At 64.5% G+C, this 22832-nt stretch carries 26 protein-coding genes and 1 tRNA gene; 15 read left to right on the top strand and 12 right to left on the bottom strand.

Annotated elements, in window-relative coordinates:
• Positions 1-32 precede the first annotated feature (32 nt).
• The 3 genes from E4K64_RS19290 to E4K64_RS19280 form a co-directional block, all read right to left on the bottom strand.
• Positions 33-1169 (bottom strand): epoxide hydrolase family protein, encoded by a 1137-nt coding sequence (locus E4K64_RS19290; RefSeq protein WP_135164928.1) that lies wholly within the window; start codon positions 1167-1169, stop codon positions 33-35.
• Between the two features lie 129 nt (positions 1170-1298).
• On the bottom strand, positions 1299-1754 hold the full coding sequence (locus tag E4K64_RS19285) for a GatB/YqeY domain-containing protein (RefSeq protein WP_135164927.1): 456 nt from the start codon (positions 1752-1754) through the stop codon (positions 1299-1301).
• A gap of 51 nt (positions 1755-1805) precedes the next feature.
• Complete coding sequence (locus E4K64_RS19280; RefSeq protein WP_135164926.1) at positions 1806-2516, bottom strand: alpha/beta fold hydrolase; 711 nt, start codon at positions 2514-2516, stop codon at positions 1806-1808.
• Positions 2517-2662: 146 nt separating this feature from the next.
• Here E4K64_RS19280 and carA point away from each other — a divergent pair, with 146 nt between their 5' ends.
• Entirely contained in the window at positions 2663-3853 is a 1191-nt protein-coding gene (gene carA / locus E4K64_RS19275) for a glutamine-hydrolyzing carbamoyl-phosphate synthase small subunit (protein ID WP_135164925.1), read from the top strand.
• Between the two features lie 46 nt (positions 3854-3899).
• On the opposite strand, the gene E4K64_RS19270 is transcribed toward carA, so the two are convergent.
• Positions 3900-4115 (bottom strand): hypothetical protein, encoded by a 216-nt coding sequence (locus E4K64_RS19270; protein ID WP_024340377.1) that lies wholly within the window; start codon positions 4113-4115, stop codon positions 3900-3902.
• Between the two features lie 145 nt (positions 4116-4260).
• On the opposite strand from E4K64_RS19270, the gene E4K64_RS19265 reads away from it, so the two are divergent.
• On the top strand, positions 4261-4782 hold the full coding sequence (locus E4K64_RS19265) for a cupin domain-containing protein (protein ID WP_135164924.1): 522 nt from the start codon (positions 4261-4263) through the stop codon (positions 4780-4782).
• A gap of 113 nt (positions 4783-4895) precedes the next feature.
• Here E4K64_RS19265 and E4K64_RS19260 read toward each other — a convergent pair whose 3' ends face one another.
• On the bottom strand, positions 4896-5420 hold the full coding sequence (locus tag E4K64_RS19260) for a Dps family protein (protein ID WP_126259131.1): 525 nt from the start codon (positions 5418-5420) through the stop codon (positions 4896-4898).
• 114 nt (positions 5421-5534) lie between these two features.
• Here E4K64_RS19260 and E4K64_RS19255 point away from each other — a divergent pair, with 114 nt between their 5' ends.
• The 4 genes from E4K64_RS19255 (at position 5535) to greA (ending at position 10794) form a co-directional block, all read left to right on the top strand.
• The gene (locus tag E4K64_RS19255; protein ID WP_135164923.1) at positions 5535-6236 is read left to right on the top strand and encodes a class I SAM-dependent methyltransferase; all 702 of its coding nucleotides are present in this window, start codon (positions 5535-5537) and stop codon (positions 6234-6236) included.
• Positions 6237-6290: 54 nt separating this feature from the next.
• A tRNA-OTHER gene (locus E4K64_RS40405) sits at positions 6291-6366 on the top strand.
• Between the two features lie 285 nt (positions 6367-6651).
• Complete coding sequence (carB, locus tag E4K64_RS19250; protein ID WP_126259129.1) at positions 6652-10116, top strand: carbamoyl-phosphate synthase large subunit; 3465 nt, start codon at positions 6652-6654, stop codon at positions 10114-10116.
• Between the two features lie 204 nt (positions 10117-10320).
• On the top strand, positions 10321-10794 hold the full coding sequence (gene greA, locus E4K64_RS19245) for a transcription elongation factor GreA (protein ID WP_018643807.1): 474 nt from the start codon (positions 10321-10323) through the stop codon (positions 10792-10794).
• Between the two features lie 344 nt (positions 10795-11138).
• Here the strand turns inward: greA and E4K64_RS19240 are convergent, their stop codons facing one another.
• Entirely contained in the window at positions 11139-11618 is a 480-nt protein-coding gene (locus E4K64_RS19240) for an Lrp/AsnC family transcriptional regulator (RefSeq protein WP_027547667.1), read from the bottom strand.
• A 264-nt stretch (positions 11619-11882) separates the two neighbouring features.
• On the opposite strand from E4K64_RS19240, the gene trxB reads away from it, so the two are divergent.
• From trxB to E4K64_RS19220, 5 genes are all read left to right on the top strand, one after another.
• Positions 11883-12848, top strand: coding sequence for a thioredoxin-disulfide reductase (gene trxB, locus E4K64_RS19235; protein WP_126259127.1), 966 nt, complete (start codon positions 11883-11885; stop codon positions 12846-12848).
• Between the two features lie 5 nt (positions 12849-12853).
• Positions 12854-13777 (top strand): LysR family transcriptional regulator, encoded by a 924-nt coding sequence (locus tag E4K64_RS19230; protein ID WP_063197141.1) that lies wholly within the window; start codon positions 12854-12856, stop codon positions 13775-13777.
• A gap of 463 nt (positions 13778-14240) precedes the next feature.
• Positions 14241-15149: a 4-hydroxy-tetrahydrodipicolinate synthase gene (gene dapA, locus E4K64_RS19225; protein WP_135164922.1), complete on the top strand. Its 909-nt coding sequence runs from the start codon at positions 14241-14243 to the stop codon at positions 15147-15149.
• A 287-nt stretch (positions 15150-15436) separates the two neighbouring features.
• The gene (locus tag E4K64_RS40400; RefSeq protein ID WP_167772120.1) at positions 15437-15583 is read left to right on the top strand and encodes a hypothetical protein; all 147 of its coding nucleotides are present in this window, start codon (positions 15437-15439) and stop codon (positions 15581-15583) included.
• A gap of 133 nt (positions 15584-15716) precedes the next feature.
• The gene (locus E4K64_RS19220) at positions 15717-15881 is read left to right on the top strand and encodes a hypothetical protein (protein ID WP_167772104.1); all 165 of its coding nucleotides are present in this window, start codon (positions 15717-15719) and stop codon (positions 15879-15881) included.
• Positions 15882-15956: 75 nt separating this feature from the next.
• Here E4K64_RS19220 and E4K64_RS19215 read toward each other — a convergent pair whose 3' ends face one another.
• Entirely contained in the window at positions 15957-16634 is a 678-nt protein-coding gene (locus tag E4K64_RS19215) for a ParA family protein (protein ID WP_025032179.1), read from the bottom strand.
• A 354-nt stretch (positions 16635-16988) separates the two neighbouring features.
• Positions 16989-17333: a hypothetical protein gene (locus E4K64_RS19210; RefSeq protein ID WP_135164921.1), complete on the bottom strand. Its 345-nt coding sequence runs from the start codon at positions 17331-17333 to the stop codon at positions 16989-16991.
• Between the two features lie 445 nt (positions 17334-17778).
• Between E4K64_RS19210 and E4K64_RS19205 the strand changes: the two genes are divergently transcribed.
• Genes E4K64_RS19205 through E4K64_RS41175 form a run of 3 tightly spaced genes read left to right on the top strand, consistent with a single transcriptional unit; the run spans position 17779 to position 20222 of the window.
• Complete coding sequence (locus E4K64_RS19205) at positions 17779-18945, top strand: CaiB/BaiF CoA transferase family protein (RefSeq protein ID WP_135164920.1); 1167 nt, start codon at positions 17779-17781, stop codon at positions 18943-18945.
• 2 nt (positions 18946-18947) lie between these two features.
• Complete coding sequence (locus E4K64_RS19200; RefSeq protein ID WP_135164919.1) at positions 18948-19871, top strand: HpcH/HpaI aldolase/citrate lyase family protein; 924 nt, start codon at positions 18948-18950, stop codon at positions 19869-19871.
• 6 nt (positions 19872-19877) lie between these two features.
• Positions 19878-20222, top strand: a complete 345-nt coding sequence (locus E4K64_RS41175) for a hypothetical protein (protein WP_235884711.1) — start codon at positions 19878-19880, stop codon at positions 20220-20222.
• A gap of 362 nt (positions 20223-20584) precedes the next feature.
• Here the strand turns inward: E4K64_RS41175 and tenA are convergent, their stop codons facing one another.
• The gene (tenA, locus tag E4K64_RS19190; RefSeq protein WP_135164918.1) at positions 20585-21259 is read right to left on the bottom strand and encodes a thiaminase II; all 675 of its coding nucleotides are present in this window, start codon (positions 21257-21259) and stop codon (positions 20585-20587) included.
• A gap of 205 nt (positions 21260-21464) precedes the next feature.
• Between tenA and E4K64_RS19185 the strand changes: the two genes are divergently transcribed.
• Positions 21465-21767, top strand: a complete 303-nt coding sequence (locus tag E4K64_RS19185; protein WP_235884710.1) for an AEC family transporter — start codon at positions 21465-21467, stop codon at positions 21765-21767.
• 75 nt (positions 21768-21842) lie between these two features.
• Here the strand turns inward: E4K64_RS19185 and E4K64_RS41170 are convergent, their stop codons facing one another.
• The 3 genes from E4K64_RS41170 to E4K64_RS19175 form a co-directional block, all read right to left on the bottom strand.
• The gene (locus E4K64_RS41170) at positions 21843-22052 is read right to left on the bottom strand and encodes a GNAT family N-acetyltransferase (protein WP_235884709.1); all 210 of its coding nucleotides are present in this window, start codon (positions 22050-22052) and stop codon (positions 21843-21845) included.
• A complete protein-coding gene (locus E4K64_RS41165; RefSeq protein ID WP_235884708.1) occupies positions 22049-22291 on the bottom strand; it encodes a GNAT family protein in 243 nt (80 codons plus the stop codon). The genes E4K64_RS41170 and E4K64_RS41165 overlap by 4 nt, the downstream gene beginning before the upstream one ends.
• A 62-nt stretch (positions 22292-22353) precedes the next feature.
• Positions 22354-22827, bottom strand: a complete 474-nt coding sequence (locus tag E4K64_RS19175; RefSeq protein WP_135164917.1) for an RES family NAD+ phosphorylase — start codon at positions 22825-22827, stop codon at positions 22354-22356.
• Positions 22828-22832: the final 5 nt, after the last annotated feature.

Below are 22832 nucleotides of genomic sequence, written 5' to 3'. Positions count from 1 at the left end.
GCCCGGGACAAGCCCGGGCATGACGGTGGGGGCTACCGCACCGTCGCGAAGAATTTCCTGACATCGCGCACGAACAGCTCGGGCTGCTCGAACGCGGCGAAATGGCCGCCCTTCTCCATCTCGCTCCAATGGGTGATGTTGGGAAAGCTCGGCTCCATCCAGCGCCGCACCGGCGTGATGATCTCCTTGGGGAACGCGGCGACGCCGGTCGGCACCTTGACGACAGGCGTGGTGCGACGCTTGCCGAAACTTTCCCAGTAGAGCCGCGCCGAGGAGGTCGCCGTCTCCGTCGCCCAATAGAGCATGACGTTGTCGAGCAGCTCGTCCTTGCTGAAGATGTTCTCGGGATGGCCGTTGCAATCGGTCCAGGCCCAGAATTTTTCCAGGATCCAGGCCGCCTGCCCGCTCGGCGAATCCGTGAGGCCATAGCCGAGCGTCTGCGGGCGCGTCGACTGCTGCTTGGAATAGCCGGAGTCGAGATCGACATAGTGCTTGAGGCCGGCCAGCGCGCGCTTCTCTTCCGCCGTCGGCTCGCCCTCGACCTTGGGCGCCGCATTGAAGGCGAGCGTGATGTGGATGCCGGCGCAATGCTCGGCATCCTGTGCGCCGAGCGAGGTCGTCACCGCCGAGCCCCAATCGCCGCCTTGCGCGCCGTAGCTGATATAGCCGAGCCGGTCCATCAGCTTCGCCCAGGCCGCGGCGATGCGATCGACGCCCCAGCCGGTGGTCTTCGGCTTGGCCGAGAAGCCGAAGCCCGGCAGCGAGGGACAGACCACGTGGAAGGCATCGGCAGGATTGCCGCCATGCGCGACGGGATCGGTGAGCGGCGCGATCACCTTCTGGAACTCGACGATCGAGCCCGGCCAGCCATGGGTGACGATCAGCGGCAGCGCCGAGGGCTCCTTCGAGCGCGCGTGGATGAAATGGATGTCGAGCCCGTCGATCTCGGTGGTGAACTGCTCGAAGCGGTTGAGCTTCGCCTCGCGGGCGCGCCAGTCGTAATCGTTGGCCCAATAGGCGCAGATCTCCCGGATCCACTTCAGCGGCGCGCCCTGGCTCCAGTCGTCGACCAGCTCGGCCTCGGGCCAGCGCGTGCGCGCGAGGCGCGATTTGAGGTCCGTGAGGATGTCGTCGCTGACGGCGATGCGGAACGGTTTGATGGCGGTCATGGCGGCCTCCCTTGTTCTTGTTGTCATTCCGGGGCGCGCAGGGCGCGAGCCCGGAATCCATTTCGCAACGGGGTTGGCGGCCCAATAGATTCCGGGCTCGACGCTTCCGCGTCGCCCCGGAATGACAGGTCAGCCCGACAGCGCGGTCTTCACCAGGCCCGATGCCTTGCCGAAATCCATCTGGCCTGCGTACTTCGCGCGCAGCACCGCAATCACCTTGCCCATGTCCTTCATGCCGGCAGCGCCGGTCTCGGCGATCGCATCCGTGATCGCCTTCTTCACCTCGTCGTCGGCCATCTGCTTCGGCAGGTAGGCCGAGATCACCGCGATCTCCTCGCGCTCCTGGGCTGCGAGCTCGGCGCGGCCGCCCTTGTCGTAGAGCTCGACCGCCTCCTGGCGCTGCTTGATCATCTTCTGCAGCACACCGAGCAGGTCGGCGTCCGACAGCGGCGGCTTGCCGTTGCCGCGGGCATCGATGTCGGCGTTCTTGATGGTCGAGTTGACCATGCGCAGCGTGGACAGCTTGCGCTCGTCCTTGGCCTTCATGGCCTCCTTGACCGCATTGTTGATGTCGTCGCGCAGCATGACCGTGATCCCTTCGAATATCTGACGCCTGATCTAGGCCGTTCGCGGCCCCTAGACAACCTCGGTTGCGAGCCATTCGGTCAGCGCGCGCACGGTCGCGTCCGGCTGCTCGGCTTGCGGTAGATGTCCGCAGCGCTCGAGCACCACGAGCCTTGCGCCGGCGATGCCCTCGGCCATCTCCTTCGCGAACGCGTTCGGAATCGTGTTGTCGGCATCGCCCGTCAGCACCAATGTCGGGCAGCTGATGGCGGACAGCGTCGGACGCGAATCCACCCTTGCGATGATCGCGGCCTGCTGCCGCAGATAGCCCTCGACGCCGACATCCTCGTCCTGCGCATGCACGAGCTTGAGAATCTCGGCATCATCGCGCCGCGACGGATGGACCAGCTCCAGAAAGCTCTCGTCGCGAATGGCGCGGAGCTCGCCGCGCCTGGCGCGCGCCATCAGGCCCAGGCGGCGCGCGGTCGCCTCGGGGGTATCGGGCCCGGCCTGGGTGTTGATCAGCGCGAGCCTGGCCACCCGCTCGGGCGCCTGGCGCATGATCTCGAGCGCGATGTAGCCGCCCATCGAATGGCCGGCGAGCGCGAAGCGCGGCGGCGCCTCGCTCAGCACCCGGGCCGCGATCGCCGCCATGCTGTCGTCGCGGACATGGTTGGCGATCATCACGGGACCGAACCGCCACAGCGCCGGGATGACGGGGGCGTAGATCCGGGCCGAGGAGGCCAGCCCCGGAACCAGCACAATCGGGGTGGTCTGGTCCATTATTGCCTCGCAAGCCCCTCAAATTGCCGGAAATTATGCGGCCGAGCTTAAGGGCCCGAGGAGGCCTGTCAAATATGCAAAAACGCATGTGAATCCGGCGTCTGGCGCTTTGACGGCGGCGCCCGCGGGGACTATGAAACGCGCTCATGACACAACATGACAACGATCCCGCCTGGCCGGACCACAAACCGACCGCGCTCCTCGTGCTCGCCGACGGCACGGTGCTCGAAGGCTTTGGTCTCGGTGCCGAAGGCCACGCCGTCGGCGAGGTCTGCTTCAACACCGCGATGACCGGCTATGAGGAGATCCTCACCGATCCCTCCTATGCCGGCCAGCTCATCACCTTCACCTTCCCGCATATCGGCAATGTCGGTACCAACGAGGAAGACATCGAGACGGTGAACATGGCGGCGACGCCGGGCGCGCGCGGCGTGATTCTGCGCACCGCGATCACCGATCCCTCGAACTACCGCGCCACCAAGCATCTCGACCAGTGGCTGAAGGCCCGCGGCATCATCGGCCTCTCCGGCATCGACACCCGCGCGCTGACCGCGCTGATCCGCAGCAAGGGCATGCCCAATGCCGTGATCGCGCATTCCAGGACCGGCGAGTTCGACCTGCATGGCCTGAAGGAAGAGGCGCGCGAATGGCCCGGTCTCGAGGGCATGGACCTCGTGCCGATGGTCACCAGCGGCCAGCGCTTCACCTGGGACGAGACGCCTTGGGCCTGGGACAAGGGCTTTGGCCGGCAGGACAAGGCGGAGTTCAATGTCGTCGCCATCGACTACGGCATCAAGCGTAACATCCTGCGCCTGCTCGCCGGCGTCGGCTGCAAGGTTACGGTGGTGCCGGCGACGACCTCGTCCGAAGACATCTTGGCGATGAAGCCGGACGGCGTTTTCCTGTCCAACGGTCCGGGCGATCCGGCCGCGACCGGCAAATATGCCGTGCCTGTGATCCGGGACGTCATCAAGTCGGGCACGCCGACCTTCGGCATCTGCCTCGGCCACCAGATGCTCGGCCTTGCCGTCGGCGCCAGGACGAAGAAGATGCATCAGGGCCATCACGGCGCCAACCATCCCGTGAAGGACGAGACCACCGGCAAGGTCGAGATCACCTCGATGAACCACGGCTTTGCCGTGGACGAGACGACGCTGCCGAAGGGCGCGACGCAGACCCACATCTCGCTGTTCGACGGCTCCAATTGCGGCATCCAGCTCGACGGCAAGCCGGTGTTCTCGGTGCAGTACCACCCCGAGGCCTCGCCCGGCCCGCGCGACTCGCACTATCTGTTCCAGCGCTTCGCCGACCTGATGCGGCAGAAGAAGAGCGCGTAAGGCGACAAGACCGCCCGGCGGATAAGTCCGCCGGGGCCCGGCTCCCTCACGGACGCATGAACATGAAGTCCGTGTCCGGATCGCAGTTCTCGGCGATGAAGCGCAGCTCTGCCTGGATGTCGGCGACCGACCTCGTCTCCAGATATTTCGAAATCACCAAATTGAGCAATGCCCGGCAGACGGCTTCGTGCCCGAGGCCGGCAGTCTCCGCCTCGTCGACGGCCGCCGAGAAATGACGCTGCGCAACGTCGGATGCGTACATGGCGTTCCCTCCTCTTCGCTCGAACTGGCGTGGCCGCCAACGGCCGCCAGCGCCTTGATCTCGGTCAATCCGGCGTATGGAGTGTCGTCAGGAACAAGAGGGCTTGCGCCCGCTTGATTCCGGTCCGTTGCCAGTGAGAGCCCCCATGACCGTCGTCCGCAACCCTGCCGAGCCGCTCGCCATCGTTTTCGAGGACGACGGGCTGGTGCCGAACAACATCCTCCCGTTCCTGGTCTACCAAAGCGCGGTGAAGCTCGATCCGAAGCAGCCGGAAGCGACGATCGAAAATCTGTTCGAAGCCAACGGCTGGGGCGGCACATGGCGCAACGGCGTCTACGATTATCTGCATTATCACGCGACGGTGCATGAGGTGCTCGGCGTCGCGCGCGGCCGTGCCCTGGTCCGCTTCGGCGGCGACCACGGCCAGGAGCTGGACATCAAGGCCGGCGATGTCGCGATCCTGCCCGCCGGCACTGGGCATCAATGCATCAAGGCGAGCGATGATTTTTGCGTGATCGGGGCCTATCCGCCGGGCGCAAAGATGGAGATCACGCGCGCGACGCCGGAGAACCACGCCACGGCGCTGAAGACGATTCCCCAAGTCGCGCTGCCGCCGGCCGATCCCGTCACGGGGAAGGACGGCGCGTTGATGCGGTTGTGGCGGTAGACAGAAGCGAAGATGCGTAGGGTGGGCAAAGGCGCACTTGCGCCGTGCCCACCCCCCCGAATTGGTGGGCACGCTGCGCTTTGCCCACCCTACGAGACCTACGGCAGCTCGGCCTACGCCGCGTTGCTGCCTTCCTGCCGGGTCGCCTCGAACAGGAACCAGGTGCGGCGCTCGGTCTCATCGATGAAATTTTCCAGAATGCTGGCGCTGGCGACATCGCCGGCGTCGTCGCAGACCTCATGCGCTTTGCGCATCGCGGCGGCGACGTGCTTGTTGTCCTGCATCAGCTCGCGCAGCATCTCGCGCGGCGGGACGTAGTCCTCGTTGTTGTCCTTGATGGTCTGGAGCTTTGCGACCTGGCCGATCGACTTCAGCGTGGTGCCGCCGATCTTGCGGACGCGCTCGGCAAGCTGGTCGGTGGTGGCAAAGATCTGGTCGGACTGCTCGTCGAGCAGCAGATGGTAGTCCCGGAAGTGCCGCCCGCTGATGTGCCAGTGGAAATTCTTGGTCTTTAGGTACAGCGCGAAGGCGTCGGCCAGAAGCACGTTGAGCGCCTCCGAGACCTTCTTGACCCCGTCGGGCGACAGATCAGTGGGGGTATCGAGATCGGGCGAGACCTTGTTGTTGGTTTTGCTCACGGGAGACCTTCCTGTTAGGACGCGGACATTGACGGCGCGCCGTCGCACCCCTAACGCAAGGGCGGCAGCGCCGGTTCCTGATCAGGAACCATTTGGCCGGGACCTTCGGATACCATGGACGATTGGATCGATTATTACGACTCCACGCATACGATCTATGTCAGCAGGCTGCATCGCGACTTGCACTTCCAGATCATCGCGCGGGACATCATCGGCTACATCTCCTCGCCCGACGCGGTCGTTCTCGACTATGCCTGCGGCGAGGCGCTGTCGGCGAACCAGGTGGCGGCCGCCTGCGGCCAGCTGATCCTGGCCGAGCCCGCGCCAGGGGTGCGGGGCCGGCTGATTGCGCGCTTTGCCCCGAACACCAGGATCCGCGTCCGCTCGCTCGACGACGTCCGCAAGATGCAGGACCAGTCGATCGACCTCGTGGTGATGAACTCGGTCGCGCAATACATGACGCCGGACGAGCTCGATGCCGCGCTGCTCAACATCCGCCGTATCCTGAAGCCTTCCGGCAAGCTGGTGCTGGGGGACATCCTGCAGCCCAATGTCGGCATGTTCAGGGACGTCATGGCGCTGCTCGGCTTCGGCCTCCGCCACGGCTTCCTGAAGGACGCGCTGATCGGACTGATCAGCACCGCGCTGTCGGATTACCGTCAACTGCGCACGCGCATCGGGCTGCAGCGCTACAGCGAGGACGAGATCACCGCCAAGCTGAGGGGCGCCGGGTTCGCGGTCCAGCGCGCCCATACCAATATCGGCCACAATCGCTGGCGCATGACCTTCATCGCCCGGCCGCCTCTGCTTCGTTAAGCATAACAATTAGCCGTTGTAGCCTGTCGCACTGCAATCGGTCATGATCGCCGCGGCCCGGTGGCGGAAGCGTCTACGCGAGGGCGGTGCAACGCTCTTCATCCTGGTTCAAATCCAGGCCGGGTCTCCACGCTTCGCCCCTGCGGGGCTGCGCGTGGCAGCCGCGCAAGGCCCGCAGGGGCGAAGCGTGTCCGGCGTAGCTGGAGCGAAGCGCAAGCGAAGACGGACCGCCCGCGCCGCAACCTGCCCAAAACCTGCAAAATTGGCGGTTGATGGGCATTTTTCGGGGTTTCGCCGCCCCGAAAACTGGTCTAAGACCCACCCGCGCGCGAGGGAGACCACCGCGCTCTCGGCCACAGGGACGCGCAGCAGCGCGCCCTTTTTTTGTGCCCAAATTCCACTTCGGCGAGAGTTGATGCCCAAACGTACAGACATCACCACCATCCTGATCATCGGCGCCGGTCCCATCGTGATCGGCCAGGCCTGCGAGTTCGACTATTCCGGCACGCAGGCGGTGAAGACGCTGAAGGAAGAGGGCTACCGCATCGTCCTCGTCAATTCCAACCCGGCCACCATCATGACCGACCCGGAATTGGCCGATGCGACCTATATCGAGCCGATCACGCCCGAGATCGTCGCCAAGATCATCGAGAAGGAACGTCACGTCATTCCCGGCGGCTTCGCGCTGCTGCCGACCATGGGCGGACAGACCGCGCTGAACTGCGCGCTGTCGCTGCGCCGCCAGGGCACGCTGGACAAGTTCGACGTCGAGATGATCGGCGCGACCGCCGACGCCATCGACAAGGCCGAGGACCGCCAGCTGTTCCGCGAGGCCATGACCAAGATCGGGCTCGAGACGCCGAAGTCGCGGCTCGCCAACGCGTCGGCCTTGAAGAAGTCGTTCCGCGACAAGTACCTCGCCGAGCGCGAAAAGCTCTCCGGTGCCGCGCTCGAGGAGCATGAGCGGCAGTGGACGCTGGGCGAGAGCGATCGCCGCAAGCGCTATCAGGAATACGCGCTCGGACAGGCAATGATGGCGCTGTCCGAGATCGGCCTCCCCGCGATCATCCGTCCCTCCTTCACAATGGGCGGCACCGGCGGCGGCATCGCCTACAACAAGGAAGAGTTCCTCGACATCATCGAGCGCGGCCTCGATGCGTCTCCGACCAACGAAGTGCTGATCGAAGAATCCGTGCTCGGCTGGAAAGAGTACGAGATGGAGGTGGTGCGCGACAAGAACGACAATTGCATCATCGTCTGCTCGATCGAGAACCTCGATCCGATGGGCGTGCACACCGGCGATTCCATCACCGTGGCGCCGGCGCTGACGCTGACCGACAAGGAATACCAGATCATGCGCGACGCCTCGCTGGCGGTGCTGCGCGAGATCGGCGTCGAGACCGGCGGCTCCAACGTGCAATTCGGCGTCAATCCGGAAGACGGCCGCATGGTCGTCATCGAGATGAATCCGCGCGTGTCGCGCTCCTCCGCGCTGGCGTCCAAGGCCACCGGCTTCCCGATCGCCAAGGTCGCCGCCAAGCTCGCGGTCGGCTACACCCTGGACGAGATCGCCAACGACATCACCGGCGGCGCCACGCCGGCCTCGTTCGAGCCGACCATCGACTACGTCGTCACCAAGGTGCCGCGCTTCGCCTTCGAGAAATTCCCCGGCGCCTCCACCACGCTGACGACGTCGATGAAATCGGTCGGCGAAGTCATGGCGATCGGCCGCACCTTCCAGGAAAGCCTGCAGAAGGCCCTGCGCGGGCTCGAGACCGGCCTCACCGGCCTCGACGAGATCGAGATCGAGGGTCTCGGCCGCGACGACGACAAGAACGCGATCCGTGCCGCGCTCGGTACGCCGACGCCGAACCGCATTCTGCAGGTCGCCCAGGCCATGCGGCTCGGCTGGTCAAACGAGGACATCTTCAACTCCTGCAAGATCGACCCGTGGTTCCTCGGCGAGATGCGCGGCATCGTCGACATGGAGGAGAAGGTCAGGAAGAACGGCCTGCCCGGCAACGCCTTCGGCATGCGCACGCTCAAGGCCATGGGCTTCTCCGACGCGCGGCTTGCGGTGCTCGCTCACACGACGGAGGCCGAGGTCACCGCGAAGCGTCATGCGCTCGGCGTTCGCCCCGTCTACAAGCGCATCGACACCTGCGCGGCCGAATTCGCCTCGCCCACCGCCTACATGTATTCGACCTACGAGGCGCCGTTTGCGGGCGCGCCGGCGGACGAGAGCGCCCCGTCCGACAAGAAGAAGGTCATCATTCTCGGCGGCGGGCCCAACCGCATCGGCCAGGGCATCGAGTTCGACTATTGCTGCTGTCACGCCTGCTTCGCGCTGCATGATGCCGGCTACGAATCCATCATGGTCAACTGCAATCCGGAGACGGTGTCGACCGACTACGACACTGCCGACCGGCTCTATTTCGAGCCGCTGACCGCCGAGGACGTGCTGGAGATCATCGCCACGGAGCGCAGCAACGGCACGCTGCACGGCGTGATCGTGCAGTTCGGCGGCCAGACGCCGCTGAAGCTGGCCCGCGCGCTGGAAGCCGCCGAAGTGCCGATCCTCGGCACCTCGCCCGATGCGATCGACCTTGCCGAGGACCGTGACCGCTTCAAGCGCGTGCTCGACAAGCTTCGCCTCAAGCAGCCGAAGAACGGCATCGCCTATTCGGTGGAGCAGGCAAGGCTCGTCTCCGCCGATCTCGGCCTGCCGCTGGTGGTGCGGCCGTCCTACGTGCTCGGTGGCCGCGCGATGCAGATCATCCGCGAGGAGAATCAGCTCAACGACTACCTGCTCGGCACGCTGCCGGAGCTGGTGCCGGCCGACGTCAAGGCGCGCTATCCGAACGACAAGACCGGGCAGATCAACACCGTGCTCGGCAAGAACCCGCTGCTGTTCGACCGCTATCTGTCTGATGCCACCGAGATCGACGTCGACTGCCTCTGCGACGGCAAGGACACCTTCATCGTCGGCATCATGGAGCACATCGAGGAAGCCGGCATCCATTCCGGCGATAGCGCCTGCTCGTTGCCGCCGCACTCGCTCGAGCCCGAGATGATCGAGGAGCTGGAGCGTCAGACCCGCGAGCTCGCGCTCGGCCTCGACGTGGTCGGCCTGATGAACGTGCAATACGCCATCAAGGACGGCGAGATCTACGTGCTCGAGGTCAATCCGCGCGCCTCGCGCACCGTGCCCTTCGTCGCCAAGGTGGTCGGCACGCCGGTCGCCAAGATCGCCGCGCGCATCATGGCGGGCGAGAAGCTCGCCGATTTCAAGCTGAAGAAGGCGAAGCTCAAGCACGTCGGCGTCAAGGAATCGGTCTTCCCCTTCGCGCGCTTTCCCGGCGTCGACACGGTGCTCGGCCCCGAGATGCGCTCGACCGGCGAGGTCATGGGCATCGACCGCAACTTCGAGGTCGCCTTCGCCAAGAGCCAGCTCGGCGGCGGCACGCGGGTACCGCGCAAGGGCACGGTGTTCGTCTCGGTGCGTGAGAGCGACAAGACGCGTATCGCCGAGGCGGTCCGCGAACTGCATTCGCTCGGCTTCAAGGTGCTGGCGACCTCCGGCACGCAGCGCTTCCTGACCGACCAGGGCATCCCGACCGAGAAGGTGAACAAGGTGCTGGAAGGACGGCCGCACATCGTCGATGCCATCACCAATGGCGACGTCCAGCTCGTCTTCAACACCACGGAAGGCCCGCAGGCGCTGGCCGACAGCCGTTCGCTGCGGCGCGCGGCCCTCTTGCATAAAGTGCCGTATTACACCACTCTTTCCGGGGCCGTGGCGGCCGCGCAGGGCATCCGGGCCTATCTGGGCGGGGACCTTGAGGTTCGTACCCTGCAGAGCTACTTTTCGGAAACCTGATCGCTAGCGGCGGTGAAACCGCCGCTAAGTGATTGGCAATGAAGCCACAATGGCCGGAGGAACTGTCCGGCCATGTGGGTTGTTCTGTTCCGGCGCCAGACCCACATAACTCCCGGTGGGCGCGTGTTCAGCCCGGGAATACCGACGAATCAAGGTTGCCGCGCCCGGTCTTGGCGGGCGCGCAGCTGAAGGACGAGAGAAGAGATGGAAAAGGTTCCGATGACCCAGGCCGGCTTTGTCGCGCTCGGGGAAGAATTGAAGAAGCGCCAGTCGGAAGATCGTCCGCGCATTATCGAGCATATCGCGGAAGCGCGCTCGCACGGAGACCTGTCGGAAAACGCGGAATATCATGCCGCGAAGGAAGAGCAGTCGCATAACGAAGGCCGCATCGCCGAGCTCGAGGACAAGCTGGCGCGCGCCGACATCATCGACATCTCGAAGCTGTCCGGCGACACCATCAAGTTCGGCGCCACCGTGACCTTGGTCGACGAGGACACCGAGAAGAAGACGGTGTGGCAGATCGTCGGCGAGGTCGAGGCCGACGCCAAGAAGGGCCGCATCTCCATCACCTCGCCGCTGGCGCGCGCGCTGATCGGCAAGAAGAAGGGATCGACCGTCGAAGTCAACGCACCCGGCGGCGCCAAGGCGTATGAGATCACCAAGGTGGAGTGGCGGTAAGGATTTGCCGCTGCATGTGCCGTTTGAAAAAGGCCGCGCGATCCGCGCGGCCTTTTTGTTTCGGGGTGATGTTGAGTGCCTGCGTGAGTGGAGCGCGCGCGCTCACCACGCGTCATGGCGAGCGTAGCGGAGCAATCTCCTCGCAATGACGCGGCAGGAGCAGCGAGCATCACTCCATCACCGTCACCCTGAGGTGCTCGCCTCTTCGGCGAGCCTCGAAGGGGCGACGGCCCGGCTGCTGCTGCATCTCGGCCGAGCATCCTTCGAGGCTCGCCATGGGACGCGTTGCATCCCATGGCTCACACCTCAGGATGACGGGACTGACCGCGCCGCTACGCCGGCCCCTACCTCCGCCCCTTCACATCCAGCGGCACCGCGGCTTCATATTTCGAATTATGCAGCACCAGCGAGGTCCGCACGTTGCGGACGTGCGGCGCCGCCGTCAGATGCGTCACGAAATCCTGAAAGGTCGCCATGTCGGGGGCGACGCATTTGAGGATGAAATCGACCTCGCCCGAAAGCATCCAGCACTCCCGCACCAGCGGTTCGGCGCGGACGAATTCCTCGAAGGCACGCAAATCCGCCTCGGCCTGGCTGGACAGGTGCACGGCGGCGAACACGGTCACGTCGAAGCCGAGCTTGCGGGCATCCAACAGGCCGCGGTAGCCGTGGATATAGCCCTCCTCCTCCAGCGCCCGGACGCGGCGCAGGCAGGGCGGCGGCGAGATGCCGACTCGCTTGGCCAGCTCGACATTCGTGATTCGACCGTCGGCCTGAATCTCGGTGAGAATTTTCAGGTCGATCTCGTCTAGGTTCCGCGACACGTGATTGGAACTCCTGGCCTTTACGGCGGTATTGGGTGGGTTGTCGCAATCCTCATAACCAGTCTGCAACGTCAGCGCAATTTTATTGCGCGTGCATCGCAATCGACTTTTGTTCCCTGTTGGAAAAATCCGCCGAGAGGGAATGCAATTCTTGCATAGCTCACCAGAAGGCTTAGATTAGCTCTGACATTTCAGCGCCCCGCAACGCCTCCCGGCATGTTCCGCGCCCGCGCTGCAAATCCCCCGTGAAAGGCGTCCATCGGAATGTCCGCTCCCGTTCATGCAAAGGTCGTCATTATCGGCTCCGGCCCCGCCGGTTACACGGCGGCGATCTACGCCGCGCGGGCGATGCTCGAGCCGATCCTGATCCAGGGCATCCAGCCCGGCGGCCAGCTCACCATCACCACCGACGTCGAGAACTATCCGGGCTTCGCCGACGTGATCCAGGGCCCCTGGCTGATGGAGCAGATGGAGAAGCAGGCGGTCCATGTCGGCACCAGGATCGTCACCGACCTGGTCACCAAGCTGGAGACGGCGCACCGGCCGTTCCGCCTTACCTGCGACTCTGGCGACGTCTATCTCGCCGACAGCGTGATCCTCGCCACCGGCGCGCAAGCGCGCTGGCTCGGGCTGCCGTCCGAAGCCAAGTTCCAGGGCGGCGGCGTGTCGGCCTGCGCCACCTGCGACGGTTTCTTTTACCGCAACAAGGACGTCGTCGTGGTCGGCGGCGGCAATACCGCGGTCGAGGAAGCGCTCTACCTCACCAACCATGCCTCGCAGGTCACGATCGTGCATCGCCGCGATCATTTCCGCGCCGAGCGCATCCTGCAGGAGCGCCTGTTCAAGCATCCGAAGATCAAGGTGATCTGGGATTCGGCAGTCGACGAAATCTGCGGCACCGAGAACCCGAACAAGGTCACCCATGTGCGCCTGAAGAACGTCAAGACCGGCGCGCTGACCGATGTGAAGACCGACGGCATTTTCATCGCCATCGGCCACGCGCCGGCGACCGAGCTCGTGAAAGACCAGATCAAGCTGAAACCGTCGGGCTATGTCGAGGTCGCCCCGAACTCGACCGCCACCTCGGTGCCCGGCCTGTTCGCCGCCGGCGACGTCGCCGACGAGACCTATCGCCAGGCCGTGACGGCCGCAGGCCTCGGCTGCATGGCCGCGCTCGAGGCCGAACGTTTCTTGGCCCTTCGCGCCAGCGAGCGCGCGGCAGCGGAATAACGATCATGCCTCGAACACGCGACGGATTTACGGATATGGACTGGGACAAGCTGAAGGTGTTTCACGCAGCGGCGGAGGCGGGCAGCTTCACGCATGCGGGCGAGCAGCTCGGCCTGTCGCAATCGGCGGTGTCGCGCCAGGTCTCGGCGCTGGAGCAGGAGCTTTCGGTCTCGCTGTTCCACCGCCACGCCCGCGGCCTGATCCTCACCGAGCAGGGCGACCTCCTGTTCCGCACCGCGCATGACGTGTTCATGCAGCTGCAGGCGGCGCGCGCGAAACTCACCGACAGCCGCGAGCGGCCGAGCGGCGACCTCAAGATCACCACCACGCCCGGCGTCGGCATCAACTGGCTGATCCCGCGGCTCGGCGAGTTCACCGCGCTCTATCCCGAGATCCGGATCTCGCTGATCGTCACCGACGAGGAGCTCGATCTGTCGATGCGCGAGGCGGATGTCGCGATCCGCACCCGCAAGCCGACGCAGCCGGATCTGATCCAGCGCAAGCTGTTCGCGATGGGCTTCCACGCCTATTGCTCGCCGGAATACATCAAGCGCTTCGGCACGCCGCGCACGCTGGAGGAGCTCGACTCCCACCGCATCATCACGCTCGCCGACGGCAACTTCGCGCCGCATCTGCAGAACCGTAACTGGCTGGTCGAAGCCGGGCGCAACGGCTCCGGTCCGCGCGAAGCCTATTTCAGGGTGAACAATATCCTCGGTCTGGTGCGCGCCTGTCAGCAGGGCCTCGGCATCGCCGCCCTGCCCGACTACCTCGTCGAGGAACAAAGCAAACTCGTGCAACTGTTCGGCGAGTCGGATTCGATCCAGCTCGATACCTATTTCGTCTATCCCGAGGAGCTGAAAACGGTGGCGCGCGTGCAGGTGTTCCGCGACTTCGTGGTCAGCAAGGCGCAGCGCTGGCCGTCCTAATTTCCGCATGACTGACATGCGGCCTCGGCTGTTGCTGCGGGCCGCTCGTCAAGCCCATACTGTTTGCACGCTGAGCCTTCGCGTTGCGCATTTGTCCCCCTCCTCCAGTGGCGCGGGAGTTCAGTAATCCCTCTTGGAAGGTGATTGTGTCGGCCTCACGTGGCCAATACCTAAGCCGGGCCCTTTGGGTCCGGCTTTTTTTCTGTCAAATCAACCCTCGCCCTCCGCGTGTATTGACAGTTCCACGCGTACCCCGCATCATTCGCAAATGATCACGAAGTCGTGCGCAATCTCGTTCGAGGCCATCGCCTCGAAAAAAGGCCCCCATCCCGGGGCCTCGGATGTTTGCGCGCACTAGCTAAGCTTCGTCATCGCTGCAAATCTTCGAAAACCCCGCCGCCTGGACGGGGTTTTTTCATGTGCCCTCCGTCTCAGGTTTTTTTCCCGAGAAGGAGATGGAAACATGACTGGTCTACAGGAACAATTGCACGGGCTGTGGCTGCCGCTGGTGACGCCGTTCCAGAACGGCGCCCTCGACGAGCGGTCGCTGCGGCGGCTGACGCGGCACTACAGCGCGCAAGGCATCGACGGCTTCATCCTGGGCGCGACCTCCGGCGAAGGCATGACGCTGCGCGAGACCGAGCTCGAACGTCTCGTCACCGTCGTGAGCGAGGAGATGGCGGCCAGCCGCCGCACCTTGCCGGTCTGCCTTGGGGTGTCGGGCGCCGACACCGCGCGGCTGCAGGAACGTCTCGACGAGACCGCGGACTGGCCGATCGACGGTTATCTGATCGCGAGCCCTTACTACGTGCGACCCTCGCAGCGCGGCCTCTTGGCGCATTTCGAGGCGCTCGCCGACCACGCCGCCTGGCCGCTCGCGCTCTACAACATTCCCTATCGCACCTCGGTGAACATCACCAACCAGACCATGCTGCGGCTCGCCGAGCACAGGAACATCGTGGGCCTGAAGGATTGCGGCGCGAGCCGCGAGCAATCGATCGCGCTCTTGCGCGACCGCCCGAAGGAATTTCGCGTGCTCACCGGCGAGGATGCGAACTATTTCGAGGCGCTCACCGACGGGGCCGACGGCGGCATCGTGCTGTCGGCCCATGTCGAGACCGCGACCTTTGCGGCGGTGCATACCGAGCTGAAGCGCGGCAACCACGAGGCGGCGCAGGCGCGCTGGCAGGAGGTTGCCGAGCTGACACGCCTGCTGTTCACCGAGCCGAGCCCGGCGCCGGCGAAGTACTGGCTGTGGCGATGCGGCCTGATCGACAGCCCCGAAGTGCGCCTGCCGATGGTGGAAGTCAGCAGCGAGCTCGCCGCCGCCATCGATCGCGAGATCGAGCGGCGGACGAAGGTCGCGGCGTAGCAGCCCTCTCACTCCACCCGCATGTCATTCCGGGGCGCGACGAAGTCGCGAACTAGGATGCGCAATTGCGCATCTGAGAATCCATGGCGCGGCAGAGTTGGTGGATGAATGGATTCCGGGTTCGCGCTATGCGCGCCCCGGAATGACGCTGGCGGATATGGCCGGGCAAGCCTCGTGGTTAACATCGCGCGAACGGCCTTCGCAGCCGCGGCATGGCGCATCCACGTCTCGTTTACGTTCCGGTGCCTATCGTTGTCCTCGAAAGGCTTCTCATAGGGGGAATGACCATGGGGCATCGCATCCGGCCGACGGCCGCCCGGCAATTCGCGCCGGCCGATCTTTTGCAGGGAATTCTCGTCGTTTCGTCGTTCGGGTTCTGGGCGGTGATGCTCGGCCTGATGCCGGTGCTGCTGTTTCGGATCTGGCTGACCTAAGGCGGCAGCTCGCGCGGATGGTTAAACGGCCGTGACAAATGCGTTCAAAATGCGCGGCAGCTTGCAAGCCGGATTCTTAAAACATCCCGGGTATCGTTCACGCCCATAAGCGAAGAAATCGCGGGGGCGTTTTGTGAATAGTCAGAATGAAATGGCGTCGCATTTCGACGCCGGATACGAGAAGCTGGCCACCGAGCAGAGCTTTACCACCGAGGACATTCTCTGGGCCGTCGGCATCTGGTCGGTGATCCTCACGCTGTCGCCGGTCATCGTGTTCTACATGCTGATGGTGGCGTAATTCATTTCCGTCGGTCCAAAAACGCAAAACGCGCGGACACCGCGCGTTTTCCGTCCGGGGAATGATTTTAAAAAATTAGGCTGCCTGCTTGTGCATTGCGCCGGATGCCGACGCCGTGCCGCGAATGGCCTTCACTGAACGCTCGATCGCCGCCCACAGCCTTGCGATCTCTTGGGCCGCACGGCTCTCGGCCTGATACTCCCGCGCGCCCTCGCCATGGCTCAGCGCCATCAGCAAATCCGAACGGTTGGTGATCTGGCCGCCCCACACTGGCGCACGGAATTTCGCCAGGGCTTCGCGGGCGATGGTGACGATCGGGCTTTCGGCCTCGTCGCGCTTGGCCGGCGCACCGTTGAGCACGACCGCATAGGGCTTGCGCGCGGCGCGGCACATCTGGATGGTCTCCTGCACCGCGTTGACGTCGAACACGCCGGGACGGGCGGGAATCACCACCATGGTGGCGTTCTTGATCGCGTCGTCGACCACGGCCGAGAGGTTCGGCGGCGTGTCGATCAACACCCATTCATAACCGTCGCGCTTGGCAGCGGAGACGATGCCGCTGACCGAGTTCACGGCCGCCTTGATCGGCGGTTCGTTGGTGCCGCGCAGCTTGTGCCACAGCGTCAGCGAGCCCTGCGGGTCCGCGTCCACGAGCATGACCTGCTTGCTCGCCTTGATCTGTGCGGCAAGATGTGCGGCGAGGGTACTCTTGCCCGAGCCGCCTTTACGCGATGCAAAAACAATGACGTTCATACCTTCGGCCTCCAGATTGACCCCAGGCCGCGAAAATGAATCACCGCGCTGATTCGTGAAAGATAAATTTATCGAGAGTTGCGCACCGGTCACGAAATAACAAGGCGTGCTGGCTTTTGAGTCACACTGCAATGTGCGAGGCGCCACACCAGCTGCAGTCAAACGCTGTGTTGTGTGCGTTTCTTGAGCATTCGTTCGGGACCAAAGCGGAATGCAACTTCGCCGCGCAAATCGACACCCGACTCTTTTCCGTGATGTTTGCCCGGCATCGCCGCAAGCCTCGCGCCAGGCCGCGCGAACAAAAGGAGTCCGTTACATTACGAAGTTTCGAAAGAGGAACGAGGCGCGAGGCGCTCAGCCCTCGCTGGTCTTTTTCTTCTTGGCCGCCGGCTTGGCGCTCTTCTTCGCGGTTTTGGGCGCGATGTTGGTTGGCTTGTCGGCGCGCTGCTCGCCCGGCTCGGGTCCAGGACGGAAGAACACCCGGCATTGCGGCGAGAGCTGCGCCTTCTTCCGGATCATGCAGGCGGTGATGGCATCGACGTTCGGAACGAACTCGCCGCATAGCCGCATCGCATCCGGCGAGCAGGCCTGCTGCTCCTCCTGGGTGTAGGCGAAGCCGGTGCCGGGCTGGACCAGCACGGCGAGGGCCATGGCGAGGGTTGCAGCAGCCAAGGATGTCTTGAAGCGAAGCGCCGGCATGGAATCCCCCACGTGTCGAACAGAAGCGGATAGTGGGTGAACCGCTGTTCGTTGGCAACGGAGGCAGATGCGAAAGCCGGACGCTGTGCGGTCTCGGCAACAGGCCATCTCCACCGCTGTCGTCACCCGCGAAGGCGGGTGACCCAGTATTCCAGAGACGCCGGACGTTCCCCGAGAAGCTGCGGCGTACTGGATCCCCCGCTTTCGCGGAGGATGACAGCTGCGCGGGGAAAGACGGCCTCCCCCACAAAAACCGCGAAAACAACCCCATGCACAGTAGCCAAGTCACGGTAATCCCACAGCCTTTTCTGTCTTAGGATTTGACGAAACCGGGTTTGACTTGTCGGGCAAAACGGGGGCATCATGGCAGCATCAAGAAGATGCGCGTGGGGTGGCCGGCTTGTCTCCTGCGCCGGTCGAAAAGCGCACGCGAGGAGGAAGTCGCATGGAGGGGAATGAGGCGGAGCTGCCGCTGTCGGGCGTCAAAGTGGTCTCGCTCGAGCAGGCGATCGCGGCGCCGCTGGCGAGCCGGCACCTGGCGGATTGGGGCGCGCGGGTGATCAAGATCGAGCGGCCGGGCACCGGCGATTTCTGCCGGGACTACGACAACGTGATGAACGGCATGTCGAGCCAGTTCGTCTGGACCAACCGCTCCAAGGAAAGCCTTGCCATCGACATCAAGAGCCCTGAAGGCCGCAAGGTGCTCGACGCCCTGCTGCCGCAGGCCGACGTGTTCATCCAGAACCTCGCGCCGGGCGCGGCGGAGCGACTCGGCCTCGATGCCGCATCGCTCCTCCAAAGGTATCCGCGCATCATCGCCTGCGACGTCTCGGGCTATGGCAGCGGCGGCCCCTACAGCGACAAGAAAGCCTATGACCTGCTGGTCCAGTGCGAGGCCGGCGTGCTCGCCATCAACGGCACCGAGGCGGAGCCGGCCAAGGTCGGGCTGTCCGTGGTCGACATCGCCACCGGCATGTATATCCTGAGCGGCGTCTTGATGGCACTGTACCGCCGCGAGCGGACCGGCAAGGGCACCGCGTTCCAGGCCTCGCTGTTCGATTCCATCACCGACTGGATGAGCTATCCCGCCTTCTACACGCACAGCACGGGCCGGCCGCTGCCGCGCACCGGCGCGAAGCACGCCACGATCGCACCTTACGGCCCGTTCCGGGTCGGCGACGGCAGCACCATCTTCTTCGGCATCCAGAACGACCGGGAATGGCGCTCGCTGTGCTGGATCGTGCTCGGCGACGCCGGCTTCGCCGACGACCTGCGCTTCCGCACCAATCCGCTGCGGATGCAGAACCGCGACGATCTGCAGGCGCATATCGAGCAACGATTTGCTTCCATGACCGGCGAGGAGGCGCTGCGGCTGCTGGACGAGGCCGGGGTCGCCAACGCGCACCTGAACTCGGTCGAGGCGTTCCTGGCGCATGAGCAGCTGCATGCGCGCTCGCGGGTGCATAGCGTGGGGTCACCGTGCGGCCCGGTGATGAGCTTCCTGCCCGCGCTGACCATTCCCGGAATGAAGCCGCGGATGGATCCGGTGCCGGATGTGGGGCAGCACAACGAGGCCATCCTCGGCGAACTTGGCCTGGGGAAGGAGCCGTGACGATGGCGCATCAGCGGCCCACGCGGGCCTACCTTGCCGTTCCCGCGCATCGCACCCGTCTCGTCGCCAAGGCGGCGGCCTCAATGGCGGACGCGGTGTTCATGGATCTCGAGGACGCGGTGCCGCCGTCCGAGAAGAGCCTTGCCCTTGGCGAGGCCGTGCAAGCCCTCGCCGCGCTCGACTGGGGCAACAAACGCGTCACGGTGCGGATCAACGCGGTCGACAGCCCGTTCATCACTGAAGAGATCCGCGCGCTGGCGGCGCTTCCGCGGCTGGATGCCTTGATCGTGCCGAAGGCGGAGCGCGCCGGCGACATCGTCGCCATTGCCGATCAGCTGCGGGCCGGAGCCGGCGAGCGCGCCGCGCCGGTCGCGCTGGAATTGCTGATCGAGACCGCGCTCGGCCTCGTCAATGTCGACGCGCTCGCCGCGTGCCACGACAGCGTCGCCGCGCTGCATCTCGGCGTCGGCGATTTCGCCGCCTCGATCGGCGCCCGCTCCTCCGACATCGGCGTGTCGCCGGACGGCTACCGCCATGTCGGATCGGCGCAAAGCGGCTATGCCACAGCCCCGCTCGACCTGTTCGCCTATCCCATGATGCGCCTGCTGGTGGCCGCCCGCGCGCGCGGCCTGATCGCGATCGACGGCCCCTGCGGCGCGTTCCGCGACGCGAGGCTGACCGAAAGCAGCGCGCAGAAGGCCGCGGCGATGGGGTTCGACGGCAAGCAGGTCATCCATCCTGATCAGATCGAGCCGACGCTGCGCGCGTTCATGCCGTCTGAGCAGGAGCTGGAAGAGGCGCGGCGGATCGTCGAGGCCATGGAGCAGGCGGAGGCGCAAGGCCAGGGTGCGGTGACGCTGGACGGCAAGATGATCGACTATGCCAATGTGCGCATGGCGCGCCGGATCATCGAGCTGGGGTCGTAGCTGCGCATGGCCATATCGCTGATCGTCGCGCCGGTGGTCGCGCTGATCGCGGCCGGCATGATGCCGGCGGCGGCGTGCTGGCAAAGCTGCTCGGTCTGCCGCCGGCGTCATCGTGCTGTTCGCGGCGATGCCGACCGAGCGAACGCGGACATCCTCGCGGTCCAGTATCAGGGGCTGATGAACCCGGTGTCGGGCGCGGTGGCAGTGGGGACGCTGCTGGCGGCGGCGACGTTGCCGGTGGTGGTGTGTGGGTGGTGGCGGGAGGTAGCGCCGCGCCGACAGAAACTCAGCTGCTGGGTTTACGGTGCTCGGCATGACCAATCGAAGGCGAGCATTTTGACTTTAGCCTAGGCAGCCCAGTCCATGATCGCGTCGATGAAGGTCTGAGCCTGGCGGATCGCGTCGAGCCTCGTCGCACAGACACCGACCGACACTGTTCGGTCCTTTCCGACAGTCCACTTCCAACCAGCCGGGTAGCTCATTTCAACGATTGAGAAGCTTACGCCGCGATGTTCCACGGAGAACCTCCGCTAACATGTTGCTGTATCTGAAAAGGCTACTCCAAATGGCGAATTTGTCCAGTCGAACGCAGGCCCACAATTCGCTCGCGCGGCTTGGATATAAGCGTTCAGGAGAGCGCATGGAGACTTATTGCGGTGGTGGTGTGGATGGTGGCGGGAGGAAGTAGGGGCGCCTGACGATTGCCGACACCGCTATGCGACAGCTTGGCCCGTGCGCCAGGCCATCTCCCAGAAGTCTGCCTCGAGGCGGGTGGCTTCCTTGAAGATCGCAATCAGCTCGGCCTCGCGGGCCGGCGTGGCGTAGAGATCGGCGAGCTGCTCCATATGCGCTAGAGCCTTGGCAGCGACCTCCTGGTACGGCACGCCGGCGTACTCGGCGATCCAGACGCGATAGGCGTTGCTCGCCGCGTCGGCAGCGGGACGCGAGGCGAGCCGCGTCGCGATCTCCGCGTACCCGATCACGCAAGGCGCAAGCGCCACCTTGAGTGCCAGCAGATCGCCGCGCATTCCCGCATCTAACACGTAGCGCGTATAGGCCAGCATCTCGGCCGCCGGAGGGGCCTGTTCAAGATCGCTCGGGGATAGGCCCCATTCGGCACAGAGCTTCACATGCAGGTTCATCTCGACATCAAGGATGGCCGAAAGGCCGGCCGCTGCTTCACGCATGTCGGTAAGTCTGGGCGACTTGTAGACCGCGAGCGCGTAGGCGCGAGCAAACTCGATGAGGAACAAATAGTCCTGAACGAGGTAGTGACGAAACGCCGCTTCGGGGAGCGAGCCGTCTGCCAATCCGTTCGTGAAGGGATGCTCGGTATATGCCCGCCACTCAGTGGATGCTTCTGTCTTGAGACGCTCGAAGAAACTCACGATGTTTTTCGCCTGCTTGCTTGTCCATGAACGTCCGTGGCTCGCTACCGATAGCGCATTGCGAACCGAGGAGCCACGGTGACAGCGGACAAAATTGGCTTTGAGCAGCGTTGCGGATAGGCCCCCCGCTTCGAGCCGCGCTGATCGCGCTCGGCATCAACCTGTTCCACTTCGAAGTGGGGGCGAGAAGCTGAGCATCCTGGTGATGTGCGCGCTCAAGCTTGCGGTGATGCCGGCGGCGGCGTTCGTGCTGGCAAAGCTGCTCGACCTGCCGCCGCTGGCCGCCGGCGTCGTCGTGCTGTTCGCGGCGATGCCGACCGGCGCCAATGCCTACATCTTCGCGGTGCAGTATCAGCGGCTGGTGAACCCGGTGTCGGGCGCGGTGGCGCTGGGCACGCTGCTGGCGGCGGTGACGTTGCCGGTGGGTGGTGTGGGTGGTGGCGGGGTGAGCACCTGCCACTATGATCCCGATGATTTTGCCTTTGCTGGCGGACACGGCGCAGATTAAGGCAATGATTGCCTGACGGGTGATAAGAGGGGGCTGGACGACCTCCCGCTTGAGGCGGCGAGAAGCCCAACCTGACTAAGGACGGCGCACTTCGAAATACGTCTTGCCGCCACGAAGAAAGCCCGCCTTCTCATAGAAGCGCAGCGTCGTCTCCCGTTTCGAACCTGTCGCTAGCAGAACCTTGTAGCAGTCCACTTGCCAGGCAAGATCGAGCGCGTGCGCGAGAACCCGTCGGCCGAGGCCGAGCCTGCGGTAATCGGCATGGGTGACGACATTCTCAATCACCCCGTATGACCGCGCCCGCGAGACAGATTGGGTACGATCGCGAGCGTACACGAAGCTACAAGCGCTTCGGCTGCCTGCGCCACGATCACAGTCATGAAGTTGGAGGACAGCAGCGTCGTCCAGACGCGCTCGGCAGTAGCGGTCTCCAGCGGAGGATCGTGCGGGTGAAGATACCGGTAAAGGTTCAACACCTCAGGCAGATCGCGTTCCGCCGCGGAGCGGACAATGACTTCGATCATGGACGGACACCGGGGGCATTTCCCTTATCTGGCATGTTATCAGATGCTACGGCCAGATACACTTAGACACCCGTCCTTTGTCCGAACAGCCGCAGGTCGTGGGGATAGCGCCCGACATGTGCGATGCGGATGTGCGCTGCGTCCTTGTGTCTGGGATTGATGAGATAATTTTGCGCGAACGGCACAATGACCGATGGCACCGACACCACCGCGCTGCGCGCCTCGTCAAACCAGGGCCGCAACATACCACGTGTCATCCTGGGATCATCGGCCCAATCCTGTGAAATCTTCTCGATGTCGACCAGGCTTACCGTTTCGACAGCAAGGTCATCTGGCACGTCGATGCCAAGCAGTTGGTAGCTCGTCGGCAAATCCTCGAAATCGATTTCCAGATGCACCATCACTTCGAGCAGCGCCGCAGCCGGATGATCCGCGGCGTAGACCACATGTCGGCCGCGATCATGCCAGCGTCCGTCGGCCTTCAAACCGCCGATGCCCGATAGATCGTCGAAATTGGAGATCCGCCAGATCCTCACACCAG

This window comes from Bradyrhizobium frederickii, assembly GCF_004570865.1.
GTDB classification, from domain to species: Bacteria; Pseudomonadota; Alphaproteobacteria; order Rhizobiales; family Xanthobacteraceae; genus Bradyrhizobium; species Bradyrhizobium frederickii.
This window is presented reverse-complemented; position numbering and strand designations above follow the sequence as displayed.